This window comes from Roseivirga sp. AWQ4_251 (assembly GCF_056158225.1).
Genome location: NZ_JBSWSW010000001.1, coordinates 2,336,773 through 2,363,202 on the forward strand (window position 1 = coordinate 2,336,773; position 26,430 = coordinate 2,363,202).

Below are 26,430 nucleotides of genomic sequence, written 5' to 3' on the forward strand. Positions count from 1 at the left end.
TTGATTGACACAAAACTGAAAACCTAACAAAAACTGGGTGTTGCTTAAAGGTTATGAAAAAGGCAAGAGATGGGCATTTTGCGTAAACAAAAAGGCAACAACCACTAACAACAAATTGATTTTCAATAAGTTAAAACAGATCTTATGTAAACAATGAAATTTCATGATTCTGAATAGAAAATCGGATTTGAAGACCTTTTCATGGAGACTTTGCTCTAAAACTTAGAGTCCAACAATAAAACTCGTGAGGTTTTCTCCTTGTTGAAGTCCCAATTTTTTGCGTAAACGATAGCGCGCAATCCGAAGGCTGTCTTGAGAAATCGCCAAAATGGCTGCCATATCTTTCGAATTCAAATTCAAGCGAATTAAAGTGCAAAGTCTAAGCTCCGATGAAGTAAGTTTTGGAAACTTTTCTTTTAGCTTTTCAAAAAATTCGGAGTGAACCTGATCAAAGGTGCTCTCAAATTCTTCCCAGTCTTTATCGAAGTGAAAACCTTCGTTGATCAGTCCGGCAACTTGCTTCAAAGATTTAGACTTTGTCCTGTCTTTGGTTTCTTTTTGCAAGCCATCAATCTGTTCTTTCAATTCCCTTAGCAACTTATTCTTCTGAATAATGTGTAAAGCCTTTGAAGTGAGTTCACGGCTTCGCGATTCCAATTCAGCATGAAGCTGTTCTTCCTTCAGTCTTTTGTTTTCAAGTTCAGCGGCCAAAGTTTTTCGCTTCAACTCAGCATTCTTGATTTTTTCATTGTCCAATGATTTTTCAGCTTCAAAAAATCGCTTCTCTTTAAAACGCTTGGTTCTTTCTTGATAGAAAACCACTCCTCCAAAAAGCAATAGGGTAACCGTTCCCAAAATCAAAGAATTCCGGGTTTGTCTGCTGATTTTCTGCTCCGCTTCCAGCCTTACGATGGCCTGTTCCTTTTCCTGCGTTTCATAAAGGGTTTGAAAGTTCGCAATCTGACCAGCGATCTGTGAATTGAACAAATCTTGAGAAAATTCATAGGCGCTATCGTAGTAGATCAGCGCTAGATCCTCGCGTTTATTGGCTCTGTAAACCTTCGCTAAATCATGATAGGCACTCAAAATCTCATAATTCAAATGAAGTGAGTCTGCCAATTTCAGGGCTTTGTTGGTATAGCCAACAGCCTCTGAAACCATGCCTCGCTTCCGGTAAGTGTCTCCCAAATTGTTGAGTGTGTTCACCAAAGCAGGCAAATTTTGGCTTAAGGAATCGTATTTGGCAGAGAGCACAAAATAGTCGTAAGCTTCTTCGAATTTCTCGAGGTCTTCATAAATACTGCCGATGTTATCGTAAATAATCGCCAGCCCCCGATTGTTATCCAGTTGCTTATACAAGCCCAAAGCCTTCTTCTGATAATAAAAAGCACTATCGTAAACCGCGGTTTTCTCATAATAATGACCAATCACTCCATAAGTTTCTGCCAAGCCCACCATATCGCCCAAATCCAAAAACATGATCCTTGCCGCGTGAAATTCCTGCAATGCCTTAGCCCATAAATCATGGAATTGATAAGCCGCACCCAAAGAAAGTAAGGTTTTGGAGGTCTCTGCTTTTTCGTCCATTTGCTGAAAAACTTCCAGCGCATCGGTTAAATAGGCAATGGCATTGTCATAAGCACCTTGCAAATAGAACACCTGCCCCATGGTGCGTTTTGCCTTGGCATAATCAAAATCATTCCCTGTTTCTTCAGCTTCTTCCAAAGCCAGTTTCGCATAATAAAATGCTGAATCTGGATCCGTTGAGGCGTAAAACGACCCCAATTCATTAAATGACCTCAGCTGAACAGAAAGCGTATTGGCCGAGTTGCTGGAGGTAGGAATTAGCACGTTATTGCTTCGGATTTGAGCATTAGCCACAACCGAAACAAACAGAAAAATCAGAGGAAAAAGTACAGTTCGCTTCACAATCGGCAAGCTAAACCGCTAATGTTAGTTTAATAACTAGGCAATTTGAAGTTTATGTAAAGAATTGCTAACAAAAGAGGCCACCTCAAAAGTTTAAGTTTTCAAAGTGACCTCTTCATTACCTCTAATTTGCTAGAAAGGGAGCCTTTCGGACAAACTCATCACTTTGAAGCTGCTCAGTCATGAAAACGGCAATAGAACCTGCCGTAACTTTTTGACCTTTACAGTCTTCAATATCCACGATTATGGGTTCAACCTTTTCGCTAAAGTCTATCATCGGCACACGAACCAAAGTCCATTCCGCTTCGGATTGCAGCAAAACCTCATATGACTCCTGTCGGTTTTGATGAATTTCTGGAAACTTCATTTTCATCCAATCGGTAGCCGCTTGAGTTTCTATTCCCTTACGATCGAAAGGAGTATCGACATTAATACCAGCCAGTACAACATATTTTGAAATACCGAACTTTTGCATGGCTCGTAAAACATGTTCCGTAACCCCTTTCGCTACCAAAGGCTCACCTTGCCTTTGACCTAATGCACTCAAAACGGCATCGGTTCCTTTCAGTAATTCTTCGATTTTAGAATAATCCAAAGCATCGCCTTTTGCTATTTGGAGATTTGAATGTTTGAAATCGAAATCCACTGGATTACGAATCAAAAGTTTCACACCAAAACCCTGATTTAATAAATAAGCAACTAGAATTTTGCCTGTTCTGCCCGCGCCACCAAGCACGGCAATTGATTTATATCTACGCATGTTAGATTCATTTAATGAGTTAGGTCACTTGCCTGTTCGAACTGCTTTGCTGAGAGTTTCGTTTTAGCCTGAACTTCACAAAGTGCTCATCTTTACAGTTTCCGTAAGCGACCAAAAATTTGAAAATAGAATATTGATTTCGCCTAAATCAGCGAATAGAAATGAGCGAGAAAGCCAGCTTCTCACTATTCAAAAGAGGAATATTTTATAAAGAGATTCTAATGGTGTAAAGCTATGAAATTCAAAAGCTTGCTCATAATGCTTAAGTCTGAAATAACCCTTGATCCTTTTCACAAGCCTACAAAAGCTCTAACCATTTGCGTTTTGGGCTGTTGTTATCACAATAGATGCGGTTAAACGTGATATTCGATTGGTCTTTTGAAATCTAAAACCTGTGGAGATAAACACTTGGCAGAAACTCACTTCACCCATCATTATCTTTTACTTAAACAAGCATAAAACATGGATACTATAATTCAATTTGTTCATACTTCTTCCAACTCCATTGCCGAAAGGTTGGTGGAAGAGAAACTGAGTCATTTGAAGGAAAAATACAAATGGCTCATTCGGGCTGATGTTTTCTTTAAAGAAGAAAACGATTCGCATGGCAAAGGAAAAATCTGTGAAATCAGATTAAGTTGCCCTGGTCCAAGAATTTTTGCCTCTTCTCAGGAAGAATCGCATGAGGCTGCCGTGGCTCATACCATTAAAGAGCTGGAAGTGCTTCTGGAAAAACGTAAAAGTGAAATGGTAACCCATTAATTCACTTAAGATTTACAACCTTAGACTCAATAAAAGCCGTTCTTAGTCATCTTTCAGTACATCAACTGGATTTACTAAGGCGGCTTTAATCGTTTCATAACTCAAAGCCATCCAAGCAATGGCAAACATGAGCAGACAAGGCCACAGGATGGTAAATACTGAAATTTCTGTTTGGTAAGAAAAATCGGTAAGCCACTGTTTCATGAGAAAATAGGCCGTTGGAGCGCCAATAACACAGGCAATCATAATTTGGGAAAGAAACCTTCCGCTGAAGAGCATGAAAATCCGAAATACAGAAGCGCCCAATGTCTTTCTTATGCCCACTTCTTTTCTTCGTTTTGCAGCCGCAAACATTGACAATCCGATCAAACTCAAACAGGTAATGGTAACCGAAACGCCTCCAAAAACGGTAAATATTTCTTGAAAAAGGGTTTCTTCCATGTATTGTTCATTAAAAGCCTGATCGGCAAAATAATAATCGAATACCTGACCGGGATAAACCGTATCCCATTCCTTTTCCAGCATTTCTATGGCCTTTGAAAGCGAAGCATAATCACCAAAAGTAGCGGCTTCAAACTTCACTGAAATATGCCCGCGAAAAGGATTATAATCGAAAATAAAGGGCTGCAATCCATCTTTCACAGACTGATGATGATAGTCTTCAACCACGCCAATCACAGTTGGAAGTTCATTGGATGTAAACCGATTGCTTTCAATTTTTTTACCAAGAGCATCTTTCAAATTTTCAAAACCAAGAGCCAAAGCAGCCGAACGGCTTAAAATCACAGAGCGCCTGTTAAAGGCAAAACGATCATTTTCAAAAGCCTCGCCTTCCAAAAGAGGAATTCCATATAGCTCAAAATAGTCTGAATCGACACCCAAAAGCGAGATTTGCGTTTCTAAACTACTGCCTTGAACTTTAAAAATTGAAGGCCCAAGACTTTGCCCTGGAGCTCTAGTAGAAGAAGCCACACTCTTAACCTGAGCCAACGAACGGGCATTATGCTTAAATGTACTGAGTTGCTTGAGTTTTCCATCCCAACCATCTTTGGTGGTTTTTATAATCAGAGTTTGGTTTAAATCGGGTTGAAAATCCTGATTTCTCAAAAGCTGAAGCTGGTTCATAATCACATAAACACTCACCAGCAAAATGATGGAAATGGAAAACTGAAAAACCACCAATACACTTTGAACCCTTTGTTTGGTTCCTTTTTTTGAAACTTGGCCTTTGAGTAAAAAAGTGGGCGTATTGGACAAAAAAGGACGAATGGGCAAATAAGAAAAGAGCAAGGCTGAAACAAAAGCCAGAAGAACAAAGCCTAAGTTGATAAATGAGGCGAATTCTTGAAGAGGCAAAAGTTGGCCAAAAGTGAGCGAATTAACAAAAGGATAAAGTCCGTAAATCAACAGCAGAGTCAACAAAAAAGCCATGAAATTGAGCAACAAGCCTTCAGTAACAAATTGAATAATCAGTGTTTTTCTGTCGGAACCAATGATTCTCCTCACTCCCATTTCCTTCAACCTTGAAAGCATTTTGGCACTGCTTAAGCTCACGTAGTTCACCCAAGTAATGCCCAGAATCAAAATGCCCACTAAAATCAGTAGCGCATTCGACTGGCTGATTTCGGTTTTATTAACGCTTTTAAAGTCCAGCTCAAAGGTTTTTCCTACCGACTTAAAAAAGGGCATTTCATCTAATTTCTGTTGAAGATTGACTTCTAGATTTTTGATTTCGGTAGATTCTTCAATCTGAAGAAAGATTTTATATGAAGGGAATTCCCAAAGCGGATCTTCTTTCGGATCTTTCCCCACCAAAGACTTCAAGAACTGAAACTTAAAACTAGAATTAGCGGGCAAATCCTTAAACACCCCCGTGATTTGCAAGGTACTGCGAGCATCCCAAGGCGAAATCATTTTTAGCATTTTTCCTACTGCGTTGATTTCTCCAAAATATTTACGAGCCATGGACTCACTGATCATCACGGAATTGGGATTATCAAGAGCTGATTTTCCTCCACCTTCCAAATAAATAAGAGGAACCATGGTCAAAAAATCAGGATCGACTTCGGAAATATGCGCTTCGTTGTATTTCACCAATTCTCCAGCCTCATTTTCAGTTGTTACCAGCGACTCAATGATGGTGATATAGCGGCTCATGGCCTTTACTGAAGGTGACTCATTTTTAGCGAATGGGCCAAACCCAAAAAAAGTAGCTTGTCGCTCGTACACCAATCTTTCTCCCTGAAATTCCTTTTGGCTTACTTTATAAACCTGTTCCTTTCCCTGCCACCAATCGTCTGTTGTAAAGTGAAAGCCTAGGTATTTGGCCATAAAGAAAACGGTAGTGAGGCCAACCACCAGCCCCACCAAATTGATAAGCGAATAGGCCTTATTTTTAATAAGATGGCGAAAAGCGGTTTTAACAAACAAGTGAGGCATGTGAACTGAGGTGGGATAAAATGATCTGATAATTCCTGGACGGAAAAGTTTGCATACTTCAAAAATGAAGATGAGCTTGGCCTTAGTGAGCCCCTTCTGCTGTTGATTCTCTTCAAAAAGCTCCATTAAGTCTCCTTCGATAGAGCTTCTAATATCCTTTTTGCTAAACCAGCGGAAAAAGGCCAGAAACAATTTGGGTGGCTGAGGTTTCAAAGGGCTACAAATTAAAGGTCGAGGATTACTTGAGGTATTTGGTTCCACATTTGGTTGCGCACCTCGCGTGACGCCTCAAGGGTTTTCTTTCCGTAAGCCGTAATTTCGAAATAGCGCTTGGGGCGCCCTCCCCGCTCGCTTGTTACCTCACCCTCTTTTGAAGTTACATAACCTTTATCCCGAAGCCGCATTAAACAAGTCTGCAACGCACCCACGCTCACCTTTCTATTGAGTTTCTCTTCGATTTGCTTTTTGATCGACACCCCGTAAGCATCGCCATGCAAAACGGCAATGGTAAGCAAAACTATTTCCTCAAACTCGCCAATCTGATATTTACCCATGGTTATTTCCTAATTGAAGTATTGCAAAGAAAGACCATCAATAGGTTATTTCCTAATTGTAGAGTATTAAAATTCAGAGTTCAGGGTTCAGGGTTCAGGGTTCAGGGTTCAGGGTTCAGGGTTCAGGGTTCAGGGTTCAGGGTTCAGGGTTCAGGGTTCAGGGTTCAGGGTTCAGGGTTCAGGGTTCAGGGTTCAGGGTTCAGGGTTCAGGGTTCAGTTAGGGCAACACGGAATCCGTTTCTTTGGGTTGTCATAATTCCATCGTAGTTCCGCAATAACCGCCAAATCGAAGGCAACTTAAGCACTTGCTAAATATGAGTAATTAAGGAAAAAATGATGCTGTTTCTATTTCAAAAGTAGGTTATTGCTGAGGTTTTTAGCAAATTCCGCGGATAAACGAGTTGTGCTTCATGCGAAAAGGCAAACAGGCAAACAGGCACATTTGGTTTTGCTGACAGGCAAAGGCAACGCTGAAAAACCAAAAGAGCCTGTTTTTAGCAAACGCTTGAACAGATAAATGACATTAAATTAGAATGGAAAAACATAGTAGTATTTCGGAATTTGCAGCTAGAGAACCCTCCTTGGGGTATTTCTATCAAATTCGATATGGTCTTTACTTGCTTCTTTCAAATCGGAATATTCATAACCCGTTATTGAGAATCGAAAGCTTAGATGATATTGAAATTGAAACTCCAAATGATATCGAAATTTTTCAGACTAAGCTGAAAATCAAGTCTAAAGCCAACTTAACAAATTCAAGTGTAGACTTTTGGAAATCTGTCAGGGTTTGGGCAGATAACATCAACAATAGCAGAATTGACCCAACAAAAACAATTTTTACTCTTATAACAACAGAAGAAGTCTCAGAAGATAGTTTTCTAAAAACGATAAAAGATGATTTAAAATCAGATACCGTTGTTTCTGAATTGGTCGTAAAAATGGATTCGATTGCCACAACTTCTAAGAATGCTACGAATAAGAAGGCTTATGATGAATACCTCAGTCTTTCAATTGAAAACAAAAAAGAACTAGTGAAGAACATTCATATAGCAGATTCTGCTGCTGATATTAATGACATAACTCAAAAGTTGAGATCTGCATTAGCTTTATCCGCACCATACAATCAAATCAACAGCTTCTTAGAAATTTTAGAAGGTTGGTGGTTTCAAGTCGCTATAAATCACCTACTCGGTCAAAAAGAAAGTCTAAGCTTCCAAGAATTACAGTCTAAGGTATCCAGCATAAGAGATTCGTTTAGTCAGGACAATCTACCAAATCACTTTGGTAAGCAATTAGAAATAACAGATCAAGAAGTAAAAGACGTTAAAGACAAAACCTACATTAAGCAATTAGAGCTAATTGCTATCAACATGTCTTCTAATACTGCAAAGAGAGCAATAAGCGATTTTAGAAGAGCATATCAACAAAGATCCAAATGGCTTAAACTCGAGCTCTTAAGCCCAACTGAACAAAATGAATATGATGATAGGCTATATGATCACTGGAAAAATCTCTTTGATATAATTCAAGATGAATGTGCTGAAAAAGAGATTGAACATATTAGGGAAATTGGCCATAAATTCTATTTAAACCAATTTGCAAAACAATGCCCACCTGTTAAGATCAGAGAAAAATTTAATGAAGAATATCTAACTCGTGGCAGTTATCAGATATTATCCGACAATAAAAGAATTGGTTGGCATCCAAACTTTAAAGATTTAATATGATGAAAGCTTGGAATCAAAGAAATCCAATTGTTGCAAACTTGTTGAATCCTGCATTTTGTGGAGAAGTCATAAGAAAATCTGCGAACTCTTACAATAAAGCAACGAACTCAAATTTCCCATTTGCATTTTCCTTTATAATTCTACCCATTCTCTTGCATAAAGAAACTAGAGACAGAATGCCCAAAACTACTCGTTCCTATCTTTTTGCATGGGTTGAAGATAATGAAGACCTATTTTACAATTTCTCAGTTCGAGCTAAGCAAATGGTTCCCTTTACCAAGGAAGCAATTCTTTTTCTCATCCAAAATGAATTGATTGAGATCGATAACAAAGGCCAATTAATAGTAACACCCAAAAGGGTCAAGAAATTCAGGGGAGAAGATTTAGATGAAGTCAATATGATATTAAAAAAGTCTGAAATGCTTGGTAAGTGGTTATCACATAATAGCAACATCAACTCTGTTTTCTCATTTTTCAGAATAACACCGTAAACATGCAAATTGAAAAAATCATACTCTACAATAAAGCAGGTGAAACAAGAATTCTACCATTCAATTTAGGCAAGATCAATATTATTTCGGGTGAATCTAAGTCAGGTAAAACGGCAATAATTGGAATTCTAGATTACTGTCTTGCTAGCAGTAGCTGTGACATTTCAGAAGGTAAGATTAAGGATACAGTTGACTATTTTGCAGTAGTAGTAAGGTTCAATGATGGTGAAAGAACATTCATTGCAAGGCAAAACCCAAACATCAAACAAGTTAGTGCTGTTTCCTCAGTTTGTTTAATAAGAAACATTGGTGATTCCATTCCCAAGACCGATGAAATAGATTCAAACTTTAATATTGATAGCCTGAAAGATTTTCTCTCTCGAAAAATAGGAATCAACGAAAACATTCACATTCCTGACTTACTAACAAGGGAACCATTAAAAGCAAATTTTAAACATTCTCGATTTTATAGTTACCAACCTCAATACTTGGTTGCAGACCCTAATCAATTGTTCTATAATCAGAATAAGGACTTCATTCCACAATCAATAAAAGACACTTTACCCTATTTCCTTGGTGCTATAAATGAGGAGAGTTTAAGTATTGAATCTGAAATTACACGATTAAAAAAGGAGCTTAACAAGCTACTTCGTGAGAAAAGAGAGTCAGAAAAAATCAAATCAGAAGGAATTAGTCAAGCCTACTCTTTAATTGAAGAAGCTAAAGAAATAGGTCTTATTCAAAACGTAGCCAAACCTGAAAATGAAGCCGAAGCATTTATACTTCTTAGAGAAATATCTAATTGGGAGTATAAACCATTAGAAGTTAAGTCTGACAACAATGTTACGAAAGAACTAATTGATCGAAGAAATGAATTAAGAATTGAATTAGATAAAGTTGAAGATAATCTTAAAGCTGCTCGTGATTTTACCAAAACTACTCTTGGCTATAACAATGAAGTCCGACAACAAGAAATACGGCTATCAAGTATCCACGTCTTAGGTCTGAGCAAGGAAAACCAGAAAGGCGAAATCTGTCCATTATGCTCAAGCGAAATGGAAACACCAATACCAACTGTACAAGAATTGAATAATTCACTTCTCCAACTAAGAAAAGACTTAGAGACAACAAGCGTAGAAAGCCCTAGGCTTCAATCTTACATTGATTCATTAAAGGGAGAAGAAGACAAAGTAAAGACGGAATTAAAAAATATTGAAAATAGTATAGCTTCCATTTATCAGGAAAATGAACGGGCCAAGACTTTTCGAGATCTAAATATTAGAAGGGGTAAGATTTTAGGTCGAATAAGCTTGTTTCTTGAAAGCACTCAAGTAGTTGACGATTATACAGAACTTGATATTCGGATTGAAAACATTAAAGGTCAAATAAAACGACTAGAAGCACAGATAGATGCCGATAGCGAAAAAGAAAGACTGTTGTCAATTCTCAATAAAATCAATTTACAAATGAGTAAATGGGTTAGTCAGTTAGATGTAGAGTACCAAGATTCGCCTATTAGGTTTGATCTAAATAAACTGACCATTTATGTCGATACAGATAAAAAGCCAATTGCTTTGCCCCAAATTGGAAGTGGAGCTAATTGGGTTGCCTATCATTTACTTATTCTATTCGCACTCCAAAAGCACTTCATTCAAAATGATCGTCCTTCTCCCCGATTCATAGTTTTTGACCAACCAACCCAAGTCTATTATCCTCCGGAAAAAAGTGAAGAGATTGTAGAAGTAGGTGAGAGTTCAGATGATATTGCAGTAAATAAGATGTTCAATTTTATGTTTGATGTTGTTGAATCTCTAACTCCAAAACTCCAAGTAATAGTTACAGATCATGCCTATCTCAGAAATGAGAGATTCGAAAATTCAGTAATCGAAGTTTGGCGGAAAGGGGAAAAACTAATTCCTGAAGAATGGGAAGACTTGTAAAAAGCCACACACGGTCGAAGAAAAAGTAAAGCACGAAAGCACAACAATGGGTATAAAACATAGGGCGGACAGTGGTTTTCGCAAGTTTCGGTTTCTTAGCAAGCTTAGTTTTAGGCGGACAGTTAAGAGCTTCGAAATGCCCTACGTTTCATACCCGAGACCGTTAGATGTTCACTATACAGAACGCAGAATGAAACTCCTGATTTTACTTTTATCCCTGAACACCTTAGAGCCCAAGGAACAAGTCACGAAATTCTACGACTGGTATCTGAACATGCTTGAAACTGGCAAAATTTATCAACTGGTGACCCCAGATGAGAAGGACGGTCAAACATATCTGAAATATCAACCGTACTTCGACTCTCTGAAGAAGCTGAAAACATTTCATAGTGACTTTTTTGCTTCCGAACTTAGAACCTTCCAACGCTGCAATTCTTTCATTGGACAGTGGACATGGGAACAGTATCAATTGGAAGAACCTCTTTATGATGGCTATTGTGACTTTCTGGACTATCAACGCTGGGTTTGGTCTCAAGAACCTGTTAACGCTATCGAAATTCTCGAACAAAAAATCAACGGTGGAACCGCAACAGTGAAGTTACAGGCACTCTATATCGAAGGAACTGATAGAATTGTTACGACCCCAGAAATTACCGTAGAACTAACGAAAGAATCAGGTAACTGGCTAATTACAAACATAACGAGGTAAGCGGCACCTAACATTGTATATGAACGCATGTGCGAACTGAGCATTTAGCCAGTCTCAATGAAACTCGACCATGAATCTGCCTCTGGGAATCGGCAATCCTCTCTACTCACTTCTGCTCGTGGGAGTTTTTCACATGCAGAACCCAGTGAATTCTGAAACTTTGGAAGCACTTAGTTTTATCGGAACTTGCCCGGCCCTAGGCGCACTCTTGCTAGCTTGACGTTGTAGCCAATTAAAACCATAGGAACAATACAGAAAATCAGTGAAGGCCTATATATAAACCTTCAAAATGAAGAAGATGTGATGAATCAGGCAGACATGCCTTAATCTGCAACACAAAACTTTCAGTTGAAAAGAAAGAACAGATTAAGGCATCTAATTCTAGATGGTTTAAAAAAGCATTATAAGAAAAAAATGGATAACAGATAATGAAAATACATTCTAAATTAGAGGGTAGTTATTATTGCAATCATTTTTTTACATGTCTTTATCAGCTCTCTTAATAATAGTAGGTTCCTTTAGTCTATATATCAACTGGGTTGACCATAAGGATAGCAAAGAGATTCTATTAAAAGGAAAAGAGTTTGATGGTTTGGTGAATTTGAGGTATTGGAAAAATATTCAATACATGAGAAATCACTGGACTTGCAAACTTTATGTTATTGTAGAATATATGCCTGACGATGTCAATGTCATCAAAAAACAACTAAATAATTACCGTAGACTGTACATTCCTCCATCATCGGGTTCATACATAAAATTAGTTTCCTATGGCGGAGATCTATATGACAAACGAATGCTCAATAGAAATTTAGAAATGTATTTATCAACAGCTGCAATACTAATAGGGGCAGTTAATCTGCTACTGAAAATTTAAAAATATCGTTACCAAACACTATCATCCATAAGCTTATTGAGTCATTTGCAAAGGCTAGTGCGATCCAATACTTTTAAAGAACTTTGAAAAGTTCCTATTACGGATAATCATTGCGCGTTAGCTATAATAAGAATGGCGAACATAAATAAAAACCCGGAACCCTTAATTCGGAACCCTGAATACACCCCTTTATAGATTACCTAATAGGAATATCAAGAACTTTCAAATCCGCATCAGTCAAATAATCATAACTGGTTTCTCGAATCTGGTTTCTCTGCGATTGTTGAGCAGGGTGTGCCTTATGGACAAAATAACTTTGTACTATAGCCCTCGGCTTCCCTGAGGCATTTGCAGTTCCTCCATGCCAAGTATGTGAGTTTAAAAAAAGAACATCACCAGCTTTAGCCGTAATCAGGATTTCTTTAGGGTGCGCAGCTTTAAGGTTTTGCATTTCCTCAGAAGGAATCTTTCCCCATTTGTGCGAACCAGGGATGAGCCTTGTCGACCCATTCGACTCTTCCATATCGTCCAATAACCAAAGTGCATTACATGCAAAAAACTCACCACTCCCAACTGCCCATGGCCAATCTACATGCATATCTTGAGCCTTATTGTTGCGTTTTGGAGATCGAATATTAAGAGAAGAAAGCTTAAAATCCTCTCCCACCACACTTTTTACAGCATCTAAGATCACTGGGTGCCTATAAAAAACTGAGAAGGTTTCCCCTTTGTTGACAAGATCACAAATTCTTTCATCCTTAGAATCAAATTGTTCCCGGATTGTAATCAGCATTTGTCTGAATTCTATCTTCCAAGAATTCCGTCCATTATAGAATGCAGACTTTGACTGAATGGAAACTATTCCCAAAGGGAAGAAAGAACAAAGAAATTTGAGAATGCTGTAAAAGAGATCAAAGCTCCACAACTTAAATTTCGAATTCCTTCTAATAAGATCTTCCCGAACCTTAGAATAACCATATTCACCTACCCTAGGTCCCTCGTGGTTCCTAATTTCATTTAATTGCTTCTTTATTTCTAGGATTTCCTTAGGATTAAGAAGGCCTTCTAATATTAAATATCCATTTATTTCAAGAAACTTACGTTGTTCAGATGAAAGGCCATCTAGATTTGAGGCTTTGTTTAGCATAAAAAATTAAAAAAATCGTTCGAATTATATCACAAAAACAAATAGTAAAATATTAAAATTCAAAACACATCAATCAACTTAAACATGAAATGATATACCTATTCAGTATTACAGACCTTGAGAATATCCACATATGCAACATCAACTATAGATAGTTTTTATCAAAAAATTCAATCTCAATCCGGCAAGCAATTGAATGGTCAAAATTAAAAAAAATCAGCTTTTAATCATGATTTATTAGATGCCTAAAGATTAAAATTTTATTCGTTGTCATTTGGTTTCGAGCTTTTTTAAAACAGACTCTAACATTCCTCCACACTCAAATTTAATTCAGCTCTTCCCAATATCATCATTCGAAAACATGTAACCACCAACAATTAAGGCCATTAGACTTTATTCAAAGGACTTATTATATCATATATAAATACAATTTCGCGCTCTGTACTGATACATAATAAGAGAGAAAAGCTGAAGTTGTCATTTCAACTCTCGATCTATTCATTATCGGTTCTGTTTTGAATCTCTCGTTTATCAGAAAACTCAAAAGACTGAAAATTGAAACTGGCGAAACAGGAATAAGCTTTGCTTAAAAAATGTATTATTTCCTATTTTTAATCAAGAGGAAGGTAATATGATAATTTCACTTAAAACAGAAACCGAATGGCTCAGAGATATCTTTGACCTACCAATTCTTGGAGGACTTTTTATGTTGCTTGTCGTGTTAACGCCAGTCCCAATTATGTTCATCTTAAATGGAATATTTGACATACTTGACACTGACCTAATAGAAAGATTTAATGCTTTAGTTACAGGGGGTTGGAATTTCGCTTTAACATTCTACTTTAAAACAAAAATAAGTTTATTCTATATACCCTGTTGGATACTATTCACAATCATAGGCCTACTTAGGCTGTTTTCAATTATTGAATAGAATATCGAATGAAAATCTCAAATGGTAAAAAAAGACCCTGAAACAAGTTCAGGGTGACAAAAAGATTTTATGAAATAAAACATGGCTCAACTCAGGGAATCTGAGTTCGCTTAAGTTTACGTTTCGCTTTCCAATAGCCCCAAATTAGCTTGGGGCTCATCCCTTTTTTCCGCGTTGCGCTTCCATCATATCCCACATTTCTTGCGGTATTTTCTCTAAATGGCTGAATTCTCCGGCACCCATTAACCATTCACCTCCATCAATGGTCACCACTTCGCCATTTACATAAGCCGAATAATCACTCATAAGGTAAGCGGCCAAATTCGCCAATTCCTGGTGCTCTCCCACCCTTCCCACGGGCACAAGTTTAGCAGGGTCAAACTTTTTCACCAAATCGCCTGGCAACAAGCGGCTCCATGCACCTTCTGTAGGGAAAGGACCTGGCGCTATCGCATTCAATCTGATTTTGTATTTAGCCCATTCTACCGCCAGAGAACGTGTCATGGCTAGCACGCCCGCCTTAGCGCAGGCCGAAGGAACCACATAGCCAGAACCTGTCCATGCGTAGGTCGTCACAATATTGAGCACCGTTCCGGCTTGCTCTTGCGCTATCCACTTTTTACCCAAAGCCAAAGTAAAGTTTGTAGTGCCTTTTAAAACAATATCTATTACAGAATCGAAAGCCCTATGGCTGAGACGCTCCGTTGGGCTAATGAAATTACCCGCAGCGTTGTTGAGCAAACCATGAATTTGGCCGAACTTTTCCTCAGTTACTTTCAACACATTTTCAACCTGTTCATAATCTCTTACATCGCATTGAACGGGTAAAACCTTGCCGCCAGTCTCGGCTTCCAGTTCTTTAGCCGATTGTTCCAAAACCTCCATTTTTCGGCTAGTAATCACCAAATTGGCACCGAGTTCCAAAAAATAATTACCCATAGAACGGCCTAAACCAGTTCCTCCACCGGTTACAATTATGGTCTGTCCCTTTAGCGCTCCTTCTTTGAGCATTCCATCTGTTCTCATAGTTACTTTCTATCTTTTCCTAAGTTAAAAATTATTAGGCATGCAGCATAACCGCCCAATGGATTGCTGAAAGAGTTTCATGAAATTGTGGTTCGGATTACTCATATTTGTGAAGCTAAATTGTATCATTTATGAAGCGAATTTTCACCCAAACATCCATCCTCATTTTACTTGCTGTAATGGTTTCATCTTGTGTAGCCCGAAAGGATTTCGATGCACTGATGAACGAAAAAACTGGTCTGGAAAAAGACAAAACTCAATTAGAAGACGATTTGGCTGTGGCCAATGAAAAAATCAAAAGGCTCGAAGTTCAATTCGAAGATTTGAAAAACGAAAAAGCTGCCCTTCAAAACGATTTCAACTTGGTAGATAAAGAGTTGAGAGAATTGAAGGCCGAGCACAGCAGAATCAAAGGTTTGTACGAAAATCTTTTAACCAACAGTGGTCAATTGAATCAAGATTTGGTTCGTCAGCAGAAAAGGCTCTTGCAAATTCAAGACGATCTGGAAATTGAAAGAAAACGTAATCAAGAATTGGCTGAAGATTTAGCCAAGCGCGAAAAAAGAGTAATTGAATTAGAAAAAGTAATTGCCGATAAAGAAGCGGCCGTTCAAATTCTCAAGAACAAGGTTACTAATGCGTTGCTCAATTTTCAAGAAGAAGATTTGAAAGTTGAAGTTAAAAACGGCAAAGTTTACGTTTCGCTTGCAGAGCAATTGCTCTTTGGTTCGGGCAGCATTAAAGTAGACCAAAAAGGAGCTAATGCACTTAAGCAGTTGGCTGGTGCGATTAAAAACAACCCCGACATCAACATTATGGTTGAAGGCCATACCGACAATGTTCCAATTTCTAGAAAAAGTCAATACATGAACGACAACTGGGATTTGAGCGTTTTGAGAGCGACTTCCATCGTAAGAATTTTGGTTGAAAACGGAGTAAACCCAACTACCATTTCAGCTTCAGGCAAAGGTGATAACTCTCCTGTGGCAGAAAATGACACCGCTGAAAACAAAGCGAAAAACAGAAGAACAGAAATTATTCTTACTCCAAAATTAGATGAGCTTCTAAAGATTTTAGAATCCAATTAATCATTGAAGAAAATTGATATGGCACCGAATAACGAATTTGCACGATACAGTTTGGAAGAACTCAACAAAAAGAAAAAGCACTTTAAAAGGCTGCAAATAATGATGTTGGTTTTGACTGGCGTAGCCATCATTATTGTATCTATTGCTGCGGGAGTAAAACACAATATGCAGGCCTTTCAACTGGTGCCCTTTCTAATTATTGGAGGCGTAGTATTTCCGTTTTTGGTATTTACCCCAATCCGTAAGAAAATTCAACAAGAAATTGAGAGCAGGTAATTTATCTGCTCTCATATTTTCTTAATACCTTCTCAATCCCTGCCAAATAGCCAGCATCTCGCCCAAATAAGTTCACATGAACCCAAAGTGGATATAGGTTATAAACCTCTCTTCTCGCTTCGAAATAAGAATCCAGAGGGTTTATCGCTTGATAAGCCTCATAGAATTTTCGATTGAAGCCTCCAAACAAATGCGTCATGGCTAAATCCATTTCGCGACAACCATAATAAACTGCTGGATCGATCAAATATCCTCGCCCTTTAAAACCATGGAGCACATTGCCACTCCATAGATCGCCATGGAGCAAAGCTGGCTTTGAAGCGGGAATCAATTCTGGAATGCGTTCATAAAACCGTTTGAACCGATTCAAAAAACCTTCATCGATAAGGCCATTGTAAAAAGCCAAACCCGCCTGAACATTCAATCTTTGTTGAATAAAGAAGTCGCCCCAATGCTCTGTTTGATGATTTGGCTGAACTAACCGACCGATATAATTATCGTGATCTAGCCCGTGAAATTGGTGAGTACACTGATGGAGCCTTGCTAAACCTTCGCCTAAGCTGCGCCAATAAGTATCGGCATCACCTTCAGCTTCGATAAACTCCAACACTAAAAAGGACTTCTCTCCTACTTTTCCAAAACCATAAACCTTGGGAACACCAATCACTCGAGCTTCTGACAGTAATTCAAGCCCCAAAGCTTCCTTCTCAAACATATCATCAAAGCCAAGCTCATTCCACTTGATGAAAAAACTGCCTTTGTTCGTTTCTGCTTTAACCCCATTGTTGATACAACCTCCACCCTGAAATATTAGATTTTCGACTTCCAAAGCTTCTCCCAAAACTTGAAAAAGCATGCTTTCAATAAGTCCTTTGAAGTCTTCTGCAATCATCTTAGGTGATGAACTTCTATCAACTCGTTCAAGAATTTTTCGGTAGAACGCTCAAGAATATCGAATACCACTTGAAAACCTCGATCTCCGCCATAGTAGGGATCGGGCACATCAGCATCTGGTGATTTTTCGTCATAAAAACGCATTTTCACCACTTTAGCCCTGGCATCTTCTGGCCTCAACTTATTGACATTCGCCATGTTCGATTCGTCCATCGGCAAAATGTAGTCAAACGTTACAAAATCTTCAGCCTCAAACTGTCGCCCTCTATGGTTCAACTGAATACCGTTTTGGCGCGCATTGGCCCTTGTTCTGGGATCGGGCAATTCACCAATATGGTAATTGGAAGTGCCACAAGAATCAATCTCAAAATGACTCGACAAACCCTTCTCTTCAACTTTTTCTTTAAAAATGCCTTCTGCTAAAGGTGATCTACAAATATTACCTAAGCAAACAAACAGCACCTTAACCTTTGTCATGTGTATTTCTTTCTATTTTTGTTTATTGGAATTAGAGGAATTAACCTATGGAATTTATTAAAGTAAATAAAGCTTTTGCTCAACACATTGCTCTTATTGAATTGAATAGACCTAAAGAATTGAACGCTTTAAACCTTCAATTAATGGGTGAAATAAGAGACACATTGAAAGAACTCGATCAAGACGATATGGTTCGAGTAATTATTATAACCGGTAATGAGAGGGCATTTGCGGCAGGTGCTGACATTAAACAGATGGCAGGAAAATCCACCATCGATATGTGGAAAGTTGACCAGTTTAGCACTTGGGACCAGATTAACAAAACACGCAAACCAATCATTGCTGCCGTTTCAGGTTTTGCTTTGGGCGGTGGTTGCGAATTGGCCATGACCTGCGATATGATTGTAGCTTCTGAAACTGCTCAATTTGGGCAGCCTGAAATTAAAATTGGAGTAATGCCAGGAGCTGGGGGAACGCAGCGACTCACCAAAGCGCTGGGTAAAGCGAAGGCTATGGAAATGGTACTTACTGGAAAGTTTATCGGTGCCGAAGAAGCACTCAGTTACGGACTGATCAATAAGGTTGTGCCTGTTGAAATGTATATGAATGAAGCAGTAAAATTGGCTTCTGAAATTGCTGCAATGTCTCCTATTGCTGTTCAAATGGCGAAAGAATCGGTAAAAAGATCTTTCGAAGCGCATTTGGAAGAAGGCCTACATTTTGAGAGAAAGAACTTCTATTTGCTTTTCGCTTCTGAAGATCAGAAAGAAGGCATGAACGCTTTCGTAGAAAAGAGAAAGCCTGACTTTAAAGGAAAATAAATCAAAAGGCCAAAGTGATCAATTCAAGGTTACTTTGGCTGTTACATCCAAAACAAGGGTGAACACAATTTCCCTTTTTAACTTCTCACCGCCTTTCATAGCTGCATTTAAACTGACAATAAATGCTTGTTGCTGATTCAAAAGGTTCTTGATTGTAGAAATAGCATCGGAAGATTCATCCAAAAGCCCCTTTTCGCTTCCCTGCTCGTATAATGGGATAATTCCATTAGAAGTGCTTAATGCAATAGAAAGCAGCTGACTTAGGCTGGATTTTTCATCAGTCGACAGAAACTGCCTAAGATTTGTAATGGCATCTCCTACTTTAAAATCGAGACCTTCTAAACTTAAGCCCATTGCTGTTCCTGCTTCTATTCCTGAAATCTGAAAATAGACTTTGTTCAGGTCAAAAGCTTCCACATTGTATTCTGCGAAATCATTTTCGGCAACATCAAAAAGGGCTGTTTTAGAAAAAGAAGTATTGGCTAATGAAGGTTGAAGTTCGAATGCTCGCTCAACTTTTTTGTTCACCTCTGTCTGCAATTCGGCATTGGAACATGCAAAAGCAAAAAGTAGAAGCGATAAGTATGGATAGAGCCTTTTCAACTTAAAGAGTTTGTCGAATCAACTCGTAAGTAACATAAAAGTTATTGATTACTTAAGCTCTTGAAGTTAATTAATTGTCAAATAGTTGGGTGTGAAAAACCCTTTAAGCCAAAAAAGCCACCCGACCAAAGGTGACTTTTCTTGAACTAAACTTGACTAAACTATTTAACTACTAACTATTCTATTAAACTGGGGCGGTAACCAATCGCCTCTCTGTTGTTATTTTGATATTCTGAAATACTTCTGACCAGCATTTTCAGTAAGGTAATCGGCTGTATTCACAAGAGACCTTAAATCTTGATTTTCTACAGTTGAGCCTTCGCCTACCAATTGATCGTTGGCATCAAATACTTTTACCTTGTCTGTGTTTTCCACTTCCATTTCTTCATAAACCTCTTCAACAATTGAGGTATCTTCATCTTCCATTAACATGGTTTCGATTTCTGCAAGAAGCTCAGCCTCTTGTTTAGATACTACTCTGCTGTCCGATTCATTCGATTTTGCATAGCTTGCTTGAAACAATGTTACTACTGCTAAAGCAAGAGCTATTATGGCACTTATGTTCTTTTGAGTTTTAACTTTTGAGCTATTCATGACCGTGTTGTTTTATGTTTGTTTTTTTTGATTTTCTGTTGTGCCATTCTTTTTACAACGCACATGCCAATACTTTTAATTAATTGATTTTCAGTTAATTAAAAATTAACCAGATGAATTTACCCGAAAAAGTGTCACAAAAACGTACACCACTGATTGGTTAGCGTACAACCTCAGGATGAACCTGCAAAAATCAAGGATGAAATGGCGAAAAAGCCAAATGAACGTTAGCTAGCGTAGGGTAAAAGGAAGCAAAAAGGGTTAAGTAGCGTACACTTGGCCGATAAGCGTACAAAAAAGCGGATAAATGGGAGAACTAATTTTTCTCCCATATTAAGAAATTTTCGGTTTAATTTTCTCTGTAAGCAGGAAGGTAAATATTGAAAATAGCACCTTTATTTTTCTCTCCTTCAGCCACTATAATCCCATTATGGTTCTCTACAATTTTCTTCACTATAGCTAAACCAATTCCTGTGCCCTTGTATTCAGACCGACCATAAAGGCGCTGAAAAAGCTCAAAAATTATTTCACTGTGCTGTTTATCAAAACCAATACCGTTGTCTTCAATTTTAATGTGGCAGTAAAAAGTACCATGAACAAGTCTGTCGGCATTTAGTATTTCACCCTTGCCTTGGCGACTTGTAATTTTTATCAGTGGAGAAACTCCGGGCCTAGTAAATTTCAGCGAATTGCTAATCAGATTGGTGAGCATTTGCCTAAACTGAAAATGAATAATCCTCACGACACAAGGTGCTTCAATCTCTATTTTGGCATTATTTTGTTCCAGTTCCTCATTTAAATCTTTGGCTACTTCTTTCGCTACAAACTCCAGAGGTAAGACTTCAAATTTCTGATCGCCTGTACTTGTCCGTGAGTAAGCCAACAAATCCTCGATCAAGGTTTGCATTCTTTTGGCGGCATTCTGCATACGCACAAGGTAATCCTGTCCCTTTTCGGAAAGGTTTCCAATTTCCTTGTCCAGAATACGAGAAGAGAAAGCTTGAATTTTGCGCAAAGGCTCTTGCAAATCGTGGCTCGAAACGTAGGCAAAAGACTGCAACTCTTTATTCATTCTTTCTAAGTCAAGATTTTTTTCAGCGAGTTCGGCTGTTCTTTGCGAAACTTGTTTCTCAAGCTCATGCTGAAACATCTTCTGATCTTGGATATCAGTACTCGACCCAACCCACATTCTGATGTCTCCATTTTCATCCCTTTGCGGAATTGCACGGCTCAATTGCCAACGATATTCTCCATCGAACCGCTTAAAACGGTGTTCGAAAATATATTCTTGCCCGGTTTCAATCGACTTATCCCATTGCTTTCTGTTCATTTCCCGATCATCAGGATGAACTACCTGCGACCAACCATTCCTATCGATGTCTTCTTGTGTTAAACCTGTATAATCGAACACAAATTGATTGAAGTAATTCAGTTTACCTTCGGGGGTGGTTGTCCAAACATGGTGTGGCATAGAATCGGCCAAAAGCCTAAATTTCTGCTCTCTTTCAGCCAACTTCTGCTGTGTATGCCTTTCTTCTGTTACATCTCGCAGCGTACCAATCATTCGGTTGGGTTCGCCTTCTTCATTATAAAAAACTTTGCCTTTCACATCAATCCAGTGGATGCTTTCATCGGGCCAAATGATACGAGCCATATATTGTAACGACCCTTTTTTGGCAGCTTCTTCAAAGGCTTTCTTTCTAACCTCTAAATCTTCGGGAAAAATCTGACCCAAAAATGAACGATGCGGAATTTTGCTTCCTGATTTATGTCCAAAGATTTCCAAATATCGATCCGAATACGTAATTCCATTGGAAGGAAGATCGTATTCCCAAGTCCCGAGTTCACTAGCCTCAATGACTATATTGAGTTTTTCCGTAGTGGCTTCTATCTTTTTGCGTGCCTCAACTTGATCAGTAACATCAAAACCAATAGGCATAATCCCATTGATGTTTCCTTCTGTATCGTAAAGTGGTTCGTAAGAAAAGTTGATGTAAACCGTTTTTAAACCGCCATGACGATGCAGTCGTACAGGCAATTCTTTGGCTTCAAACCGATGGCCTGTTTTATATACATCATCGAGAACTTCTTTAATGCCTTGGTCCAATAATTCAGGCATGGCCTCAAAAATAGGCACACCAATCATTTTTTCGTTTTGATGCCCCCAAAGCTCTAAAGCATGAGAATTGGCTATTTCGACAACATATTCTGGACCGCGGAAAATTGCAATGGCAAGAGGCGCCTGATGAATCATCAATCTGAGATTTCTTTCACTCAGTTTCACTTTTTTCTCAGCGGTTCTGCGGTCGCGAATATCTCTAGCAATGGCAAAAATGTACTCTTCACCATGGATACTTACACCTCCCATTTTTATTTCCACAGGATAAAGCGTTCCGTCCTTTTTGCGATGAAGCGTTTCCAAAAGAGGTAAGTCCTCCTTTTGCCCCTTATCAAAAATTGTGGAGAAGATATCGTACCGATACATTGGATCGATATCTGCAACTTTCAATGACTTGGCCTCTTCTGCGGTATATCCCCATTTTTCCAGCGCAGCTTTATTTAAATACTCAAAACTTCCATCCTTATGCATTAAAATGAAAGGATCGCTAGCATTATCAGCCATGAATTTGAAGCGAATGTGCTCTTCTTCTACCTTTTTACGATTTGTAATATCCACCGAAGAACCGATGTATCCGGCAAATTGGCCATCGCTTAAAAGTCTTAGCTGACTGTTGGAAAGAAACCACCTGTACTCGCCTTCTTCGTTTTTAATTCGAAATTCTGAACTGAAAGCTTTTTGTTCTTTACGTGCTTCAATATAAGCCTGAACATGCTTATCCTTATCCTCTGGATGCATTAAATCCACCCAACCAAACTCAGTCAGTTGGTTTAAGGAGCGGCCAGTAAAGTTGAGCCAAGCCTTGTTAAAATAAGTAGCATTCCCAAGTTCATTTTCCACACCGATAAGCATATCGGATCCTTCGGCCATGGTTCGAAATCGTTCTTCGCTTTCCTGAAGATTTTTTGCAGCAAGTGTTTTCTCTGTTGTTTCAAAGCAAGTGACCAGAACCCCAGCCACACTACCCGACTTATCATTTACAGGGCTGTAACTGAAGGTCCAATACACATCCTCGATTTTACCATTTCTAAAAATCGGGATAAGCTGGTCTTCACTCCAAGTAGACTCTCCATGATCTATCACCCTTCCGATCAATGGATGAATGACTTCCCATATTTCGCTCCAAGCCTCTTCGGCCTTCATCCCCAAAATTGAAGGGTGTTTGCCTTCATTACCCAAACTTGGTCGGTAGGCATCGTTATAGAAACACAACAGCTCTGGCCCCCACCAAAGAAACATAGGAAACCGAGAATTTAGAATGATACTCAAAGTTGTTCGTAAACTCTGTGGCCAATCTGCAGGATCACCTAAAGATGTTTCGCTCCAATCTTTTGAGCGCATAAGTTCACCCATTTCGCCTCCTCCAGAAAGGAATGGATAGTCGTTATTTTTCTGCTGCATCTATAATTTCTTTAAGACCCTTATAAAAATGAGCCCTTTCATGGTTGAGACAATGCGATAAAGCGACTAAAGATATGACTAAAACATTGCTCTTAACCTAACAGAAATCTTGCTTCGATTAAAAAATGTAGAGCCAAAACCTATGGCATGGATATACATTTTTCAGTAAAACGAGATTGAGAAAATAACTAACGAAAGGATTTTAAGTTTTTCGGTTCACTTAATTTTAATTGAAGATTTTATGAATTGCTTAAAAGCTGAACCAAGGCTTATTTAATACCAGCAAGCACAAAAAACAAAAGGCCACTTTTCAGCAGCCTTAAGTAAAACCCAACGGATTTTATCAACATCTAATCACAACACTTAAGTCGTTATTGCAGCTTCGGCTTTATTCTTCTTTCTGTATTTCATCAAGCCATAACAAGCTATAATGCCCCAGAACAAATTGGCCATGGCCGCAGCATAAGAGAAATCGTAAACGGTATTAATCACCAGAAACAGACTACCCAAAACATTATAAACATGGTATTTAATGGTTTGGAGTGTCCAAACCTCTCGGTTTAGCTGCACATAGGAAATGATGAAGAGAATTGTCCCTAACCATCCAATTCCTTGAATTACAATATCAATTACCGTTTCGCTCATTTTAATCCCAGCTATATTCTTGATAAGAAACTTCGAAAGCCCCATCATCAAATAAATCGATGATGGCAAAGCCCGCATGTGCTTCGTAATAATATTCATTGCCCCACCAATTGCCGCTAACAGCCCCGTTACAGCAATAAGTAACACCATTGTACATCACCTGATCCAACAAATGCATGTGTCCACTCACACAGAGTTTTACATTTTTATGTTGAAGGAAAAGCTTTTTGATTCTGTTAAAATCGATGTGCATCCATGAACCAGGCACTTCCCAATGGCCATTTTTTTCATTGCCTTCATAAAATCCAGTTGCGGTTAGCAAAGGAATATGAGACATAACCATTACGGGTGTGTTTTCTGAAGTGCTCTTCAGTTCGTTTTCTAACCAATCGAATTGCTCATCATCCAGTTTTCCTGTGTACCAACCGCCATTCACAGGATGAGTACTATCCAACACGATGAACTTCCACCCAGCTTTTTCCAAACTATGGTAAGGTTTTACCAAACCCATTTTATCCATAGCATACTTCTTACCATACAATGGATCCGTTTTTTCTGTGCCAGCCCAAACATCGTGATTACCGATACAGTGAACTATCGGTAAGTCATTTTCTTGACTGATTACCGAATCCCAAACCTTCCACTGATTATCTACGCTTGAGCGATTAGCACCCAATGCATCGAAAATAGTATCACCACCATTGAAAATAATATCGGGCCTATCTTTCATATCCTGAACCAAGTTCAGGCATTTTGCGAAAATCTGTGGAGCATTGTCTTTATCTCTCAAATGAACATCAGTAAGATGAGCAATTCTGAGCGAACGCTTTCTTGCAAAATTTGGCTTCTGAGCACCAACCAAGATACCCGAACCCGCAAGACCAATGTTTTTCAGTAAGCTTCTTCTATCCATTTCCTATTTTTCGATAGCCCAAGTATTCGCCCAGTTTTGTGGTGCTTTCAATAATACCTTCACGGTGTCCCCAGCATTTGAAAGCTTGGTTTCGAAAGCACCCGAACTCACGGACACTTTACCTAAAGACTGGTAATTATCTTTCTCACCTTCGGCATAATGGTTAGTAGTGGTGTAAAGAATTTCAACATCACCTTTTTGGCTCAATGGCGACCAAGTTACTTTCAGTTCGCCATTGGCTAAAGTTGCCTTTGGGCTCTTCAAACTGATTTCGTCTATGAAAGAGATGCCGTCCACCTCAGCTTTTACTTGCTCTGGCAATTCAACACCAATATGATGTAATACGCTTGGCATAATATCTACCACAGGTGCGCCAGTAAATTCTTTGTTCAAATTGCTTTTGTTGGTAGCAATCCAAGTTGTGCGTTCCCTTTCTGATTGACCGCCATGACCTTTTCCGTTTTCGGCTGTTCTACCATGATCGGTTGTAACTGTGATCATCCAATCTTCATTATTATTGGCTTCACGCTCTTTAATGGCTTTCCATATTTTACCGATTTGCGCATCGGCTTTAGCTACCGCTTCGTCCATTTGGGGGCTGTCGCCAAAGGCATGGCCCATGTCATCGGTAAATTCTAAATAAACCCAAGACAGGTCAGGAGATTCTGAAAGGATATACTGAGCCGCATCTGACGAAACATGTTCATCGATATCAGAAATAAACTTTCTATCTGGTAAGTGAGGGAAATTAACAGTATCAAGTTCAAAACCGTCAAAAGCATAATCTAGCTTAAGATTGCCTGTAGCGGGTTTTCCCTCTCCTATCAACTTGGTTCTGTTATCTAACCAAGTTGAAAAAATCGCAGTTTTCTTAGTTGGAGCGACTTCTTCCACCGCTCTAAAAGCACTCCAATAGTTATAATTTGGGTTTCTTACCGCATTGCCCCAAACATTGTGTTTGTAGCCCCAAACGCCTGTAATCATGTTCATATAACCAGGAGCAGAAATGGTTGGGGTTTGAGAATAACCACCTGCTTCACCGCCTTGATAAGCACGTGTATAACCGCCTTGAGCTGCGATTTCGTCAATATTAGGTGTGTTTACTTTTTCCAGAACATCGGCTGGAACTCCATCAATCAAAATCATGATGGCCTTTTTTTCTTTTTGTGGCTCAGTTTTTTGACAACTTGAAAATGCAGCCAAAACAAGAGCAGAACATAAGAGGATTTTAGTTTTCATTGCTTTGTGGTTTGAGGTGAGTTAAGTGAATATGGGAGTCTCTAAGAATAAATAATTTCGGTTAACAA

The 26,430-nt window shown here is 38.7% G+C and carries 23 protein-coding genes; 9 read left to right on the forward strand and 14 right to left on the reverse strand.

Translation table 11 applies throughout. The features are described 5' to 3' along the window. Positions 1-222 precede the first annotated feature (222 nt). Positions 223-1,929: a tetratricopeptide repeat protein gene (locus ACXACJ_RS10290; RefSeq protein ID WP_475134279.1), complete on the reverse strand. Its 1,707-nt coding sequence runs from the start codon at positions 1,927-1,929 to the stop codon at positions 223-225. 124 nt (positions 1,930-2,053) lie between these two features. After that, positions 2,054-2,689 carry an NAD(P)-dependent oxidoreductase gene (locus tag ACXACJ_RS10295; RefSeq protein WP_475134280.1) on the reverse strand — a complete coding sequence of 212 codons (636 nt, stop codon included), beginning with the start codon at positions 2,687-2,689 and terminating at the stop codon, positions 2,054-2,056. A 462-nt stretch (positions 2,690-3,151) separates the two neighbouring features. Here ACXACJ_RS10295 and ACXACJ_RS10300 point away from each other — a divergent pair, with 462 nt between their 5' ends. Further along, positions 3,152-3,451 carry an HPF/RaiA family ribosome-associated protein gene (locus tag ACXACJ_RS10300; RefSeq protein ID WP_475134281.1) on the forward strand — a complete coding sequence of 100 codons (300 nt, stop codon included), beginning with the start codon at positions 3,152-3,154 and terminating at the stop codon, positions 3,449-3,451. Positions 3,452-3,493: 42 nt separating this feature from the next. Here the strand turns inward: ACXACJ_RS10300 and ACXACJ_RS10305 are convergent, their stop codons facing one another. Then, positions 3,494-6,103 carry an ABC transporter permease gene (locus ACXACJ_RS10305; RefSeq protein ID WP_475134282.1) on the reverse strand — a complete coding sequence of 870 codons (2,610 nt, stop codon included), beginning with the start codon at positions 6,101-6,103 and terminating at the stop codon, positions 3,494-3,496. An 11-nt stretch (positions 6,104-6,114) separates the two neighbouring features. Then, positions 6,115-6,444 (reverse strand): PadR family transcriptional regulator, encoded by a 330-nt coding sequence (locus ACXACJ_RS10310; protein WP_475134283.1) that lies wholly within the window; start codon positions 6,442-6,444, stop codon positions 6,115-6,117. Between the two features lie 533 nt (positions 6,445-6,977). Here ACXACJ_RS10310 and ACXACJ_RS10315 point away from each other — a divergent pair. The 5 genes from ACXACJ_RS10315 to ACXACJ_RS10335 all read left to right on the forward strand — a co-directional run bounded on the left by ACXACJ_RS10315 (position 6,978) and on the right by ACXACJ_RS10335 (position 12,188). Next, positions 6,978-8,171 carry an ABC-three component system protein gene (locus tag ACXACJ_RS10315; RefSeq protein WP_475134284.1) on the forward strand — a complete coding sequence of 398 codons (1,194 nt, stop codon included), beginning with the start codon at positions 6,978-6,980 and terminating at the stop codon, positions 8,169-8,171. After that, positions 8,168-8,662 carry a three component ABC system middle component gene (locus tag ACXACJ_RS10320; protein ID WP_475134285.1) on the forward strand — a complete coding sequence of 165 codons (495 nt, stop codon included), beginning with the start codon at positions 8,168-8,170 and terminating at the stop codon, positions 8,660-8,662. Before ACXACJ_RS10315 ends, ACXACJ_RS10320 begins: the two co-directional genes overlap by 4 nt. 2 nt (positions 8,663-8,664) lie before the next feature. Beyond that, positions 8,665-10,602 carry a DUF3732 domain-containing protein gene (locus ACXACJ_RS10325; RefSeq protein WP_475134286.1) on the forward strand — a complete coding sequence of 646 codons (1,938 nt, stop codon included), beginning with the start codon at positions 8,665-8,667 and terminating at the stop codon, positions 10,600-10,602. A 136-nt stretch (positions 10,603-10,738) separates the two neighbouring features. Then, on the forward strand, positions 10,739-11,311 hold the full coding sequence (locus ACXACJ_RS10330) for a hypothetical protein (RefSeq protein ID WP_475134287.1): 573 nt from the start codon (positions 10,739-10,741) through the stop codon (positions 11,309-11,311). A 481-nt stretch (positions 11,312-11,792) separates the two neighbouring features. Beyond that, positions 11,793-12,188, forward strand: a complete 396-nt coding sequence (locus tag ACXACJ_RS10335; protein WP_475134288.1) for a hypothetical protein — start codon at positions 11,793-11,795, stop codon at positions 12,186-12,188. Positions 12,189-12,384: 196 nt separating this feature from the next. Here ACXACJ_RS10335 and ACXACJ_RS10340 read toward each other — a convergent pair whose 3' ends face one another. After that, complete coding sequence (locus ACXACJ_RS10340) at positions 12,385-13,335, reverse strand: phytanoyl-CoA dioxygenase family protein (RefSeq protein WP_475134289.1); 951 nt, start codon at positions 13,333-13,335, stop codon at positions 12,385-12,387. 1,087 nt (positions 13,336-14,422) lie between these two features. Further along, complete coding sequence (locus tag ACXACJ_RS10345) at positions 14,423-15,292, reverse strand: SDR family oxidoreductase (protein WP_475134290.1); 870 nt, start codon at positions 15,290-15,292, stop codon at positions 14,423-14,425. Between the two features lie 131 nt (positions 15,293-15,423). On the opposite strand from ACXACJ_RS10345, the gene ACXACJ_RS10350 reads away from it, so the two are divergent. Continuing rightward, the gene (locus tag ACXACJ_RS10350; protein WP_475134291.1) at positions 15,424-16,380 is read left to right on the forward strand and encodes an OmpA family protein; all 957 of its coding nucleotides are present in this window, start codon (positions 15,424-15,426) and stop codon (positions 16,378-16,380) included. 18 nt (positions 16,381-16,398) lie between these two features. After that, entirely contained in the window at positions 16,399-16,656 is a 258-nt protein-coding gene (locus ACXACJ_RS10355) for a hypothetical protein (protein WP_475134292.1), read from the forward strand. 1 nt (position 16,657) lies between these two features. Here the strand turns inward: ACXACJ_RS10355 and ACXACJ_RS10360 are convergent, their stop codons facing one another. Next, a complete protein-coding gene (locus tag ACXACJ_RS10360) occupies positions 16,658-17,548 on the reverse strand; it encodes a fructosamine kinase family protein (protein ID WP_475134293.1) in 891 nt (296 codons plus the stop codon). Further along, positions 17,545-18,027: a low molecular weight protein-tyrosine-phosphatase gene (locus ACXACJ_RS10365; RefSeq protein WP_475134294.1), complete on the reverse strand. Its 483-nt coding sequence runs from the start codon at positions 18,025-18,027 to the stop codon at positions 17,545-17,547. The genes ACXACJ_RS10360 and ACXACJ_RS10365 overlap by 4 nt, the downstream gene beginning before the upstream one ends. 47 nt (positions 18,028-18,074) lie before the next feature. Here ACXACJ_RS10365 and ACXACJ_RS10370 point away from each other — a divergent pair, with 47 nt between their 5' ends. Continuing rightward, complete coding sequence (locus ACXACJ_RS10370; RefSeq protein ID WP_475134295.1) at positions 18,075-18,848, forward strand: enoyl-CoA hydratase-related protein; 774 nt, start codon at positions 18,075-18,077, stop codon at positions 18,846-18,848. A gap of 18 nt (positions 18,849-18,866) precedes the next feature. Here ACXACJ_RS10370 and ACXACJ_RS10375 read toward each other — a convergent pair whose 3' ends face one another. The 6 genes from ACXACJ_RS10375 to ACXACJ_RS10400 form a co-directional block, all read right to left on the reverse strand. After that, entirely contained in the window at positions 18,867-19,451 is a 585-nt protein-coding gene (locus tag ACXACJ_RS10375) for a hypothetical protein (protein WP_475134296.1), read from the reverse strand. Positions 19,452-19,670: 219 nt separating this feature from the next. Then, positions 19,671-20,045, reverse strand: a complete 375-nt coding sequence (locus tag ACXACJ_RS10380; RefSeq protein WP_475134297.1) for a hypothetical protein — start codon at positions 20,043-20,045, stop codon at positions 19,671-19,673. Positions 20,046-20,394: 349 nt separating this feature from the next. Next, positions 20,395-23,565, reverse strand: coding sequence for a PAS domain S-box protein (locus ACXACJ_RS10385; RefSeq protein ID WP_475134298.1), 3,171 nt, complete (start codon positions 23,563-23,565; stop codon positions 20,395-20,397). 363 nt (positions 23,566-23,928) lie between these two features. Beyond that, positions 23,929-24,210: a CBU_0592 family membrane protein gene (locus tag ACXACJ_RS10390; protein WP_475134299.1), complete on the reverse strand. Its 282-nt coding sequence runs from the start codon at positions 24,208-24,210 to the stop codon at positions 23,929-23,931. Between the two features lies 1 nt (position 24,211). After that, positions 24,212-25,123, reverse strand: a complete 912-nt coding sequence (locus ACXACJ_RS10395; RefSeq protein ID WP_475134300.1) for a metallophosphoesterase family protein — start codon at positions 25,121-25,123, stop codon at positions 24,212-24,214. Positions 25,124-25,126: 3 nt separating this feature from the next. After that, positions 25,127-26,362, reverse strand: coding sequence for an alkaline phosphatase family protein (locus tag ACXACJ_RS10400; RefSeq protein ID WP_475134301.1), 1,236 nt, complete (start codon positions 26,360-26,362; stop codon positions 25,127-25,129). Between the last annotated feature and the right edge of the window lie 68 nt (positions 26,363-26,430).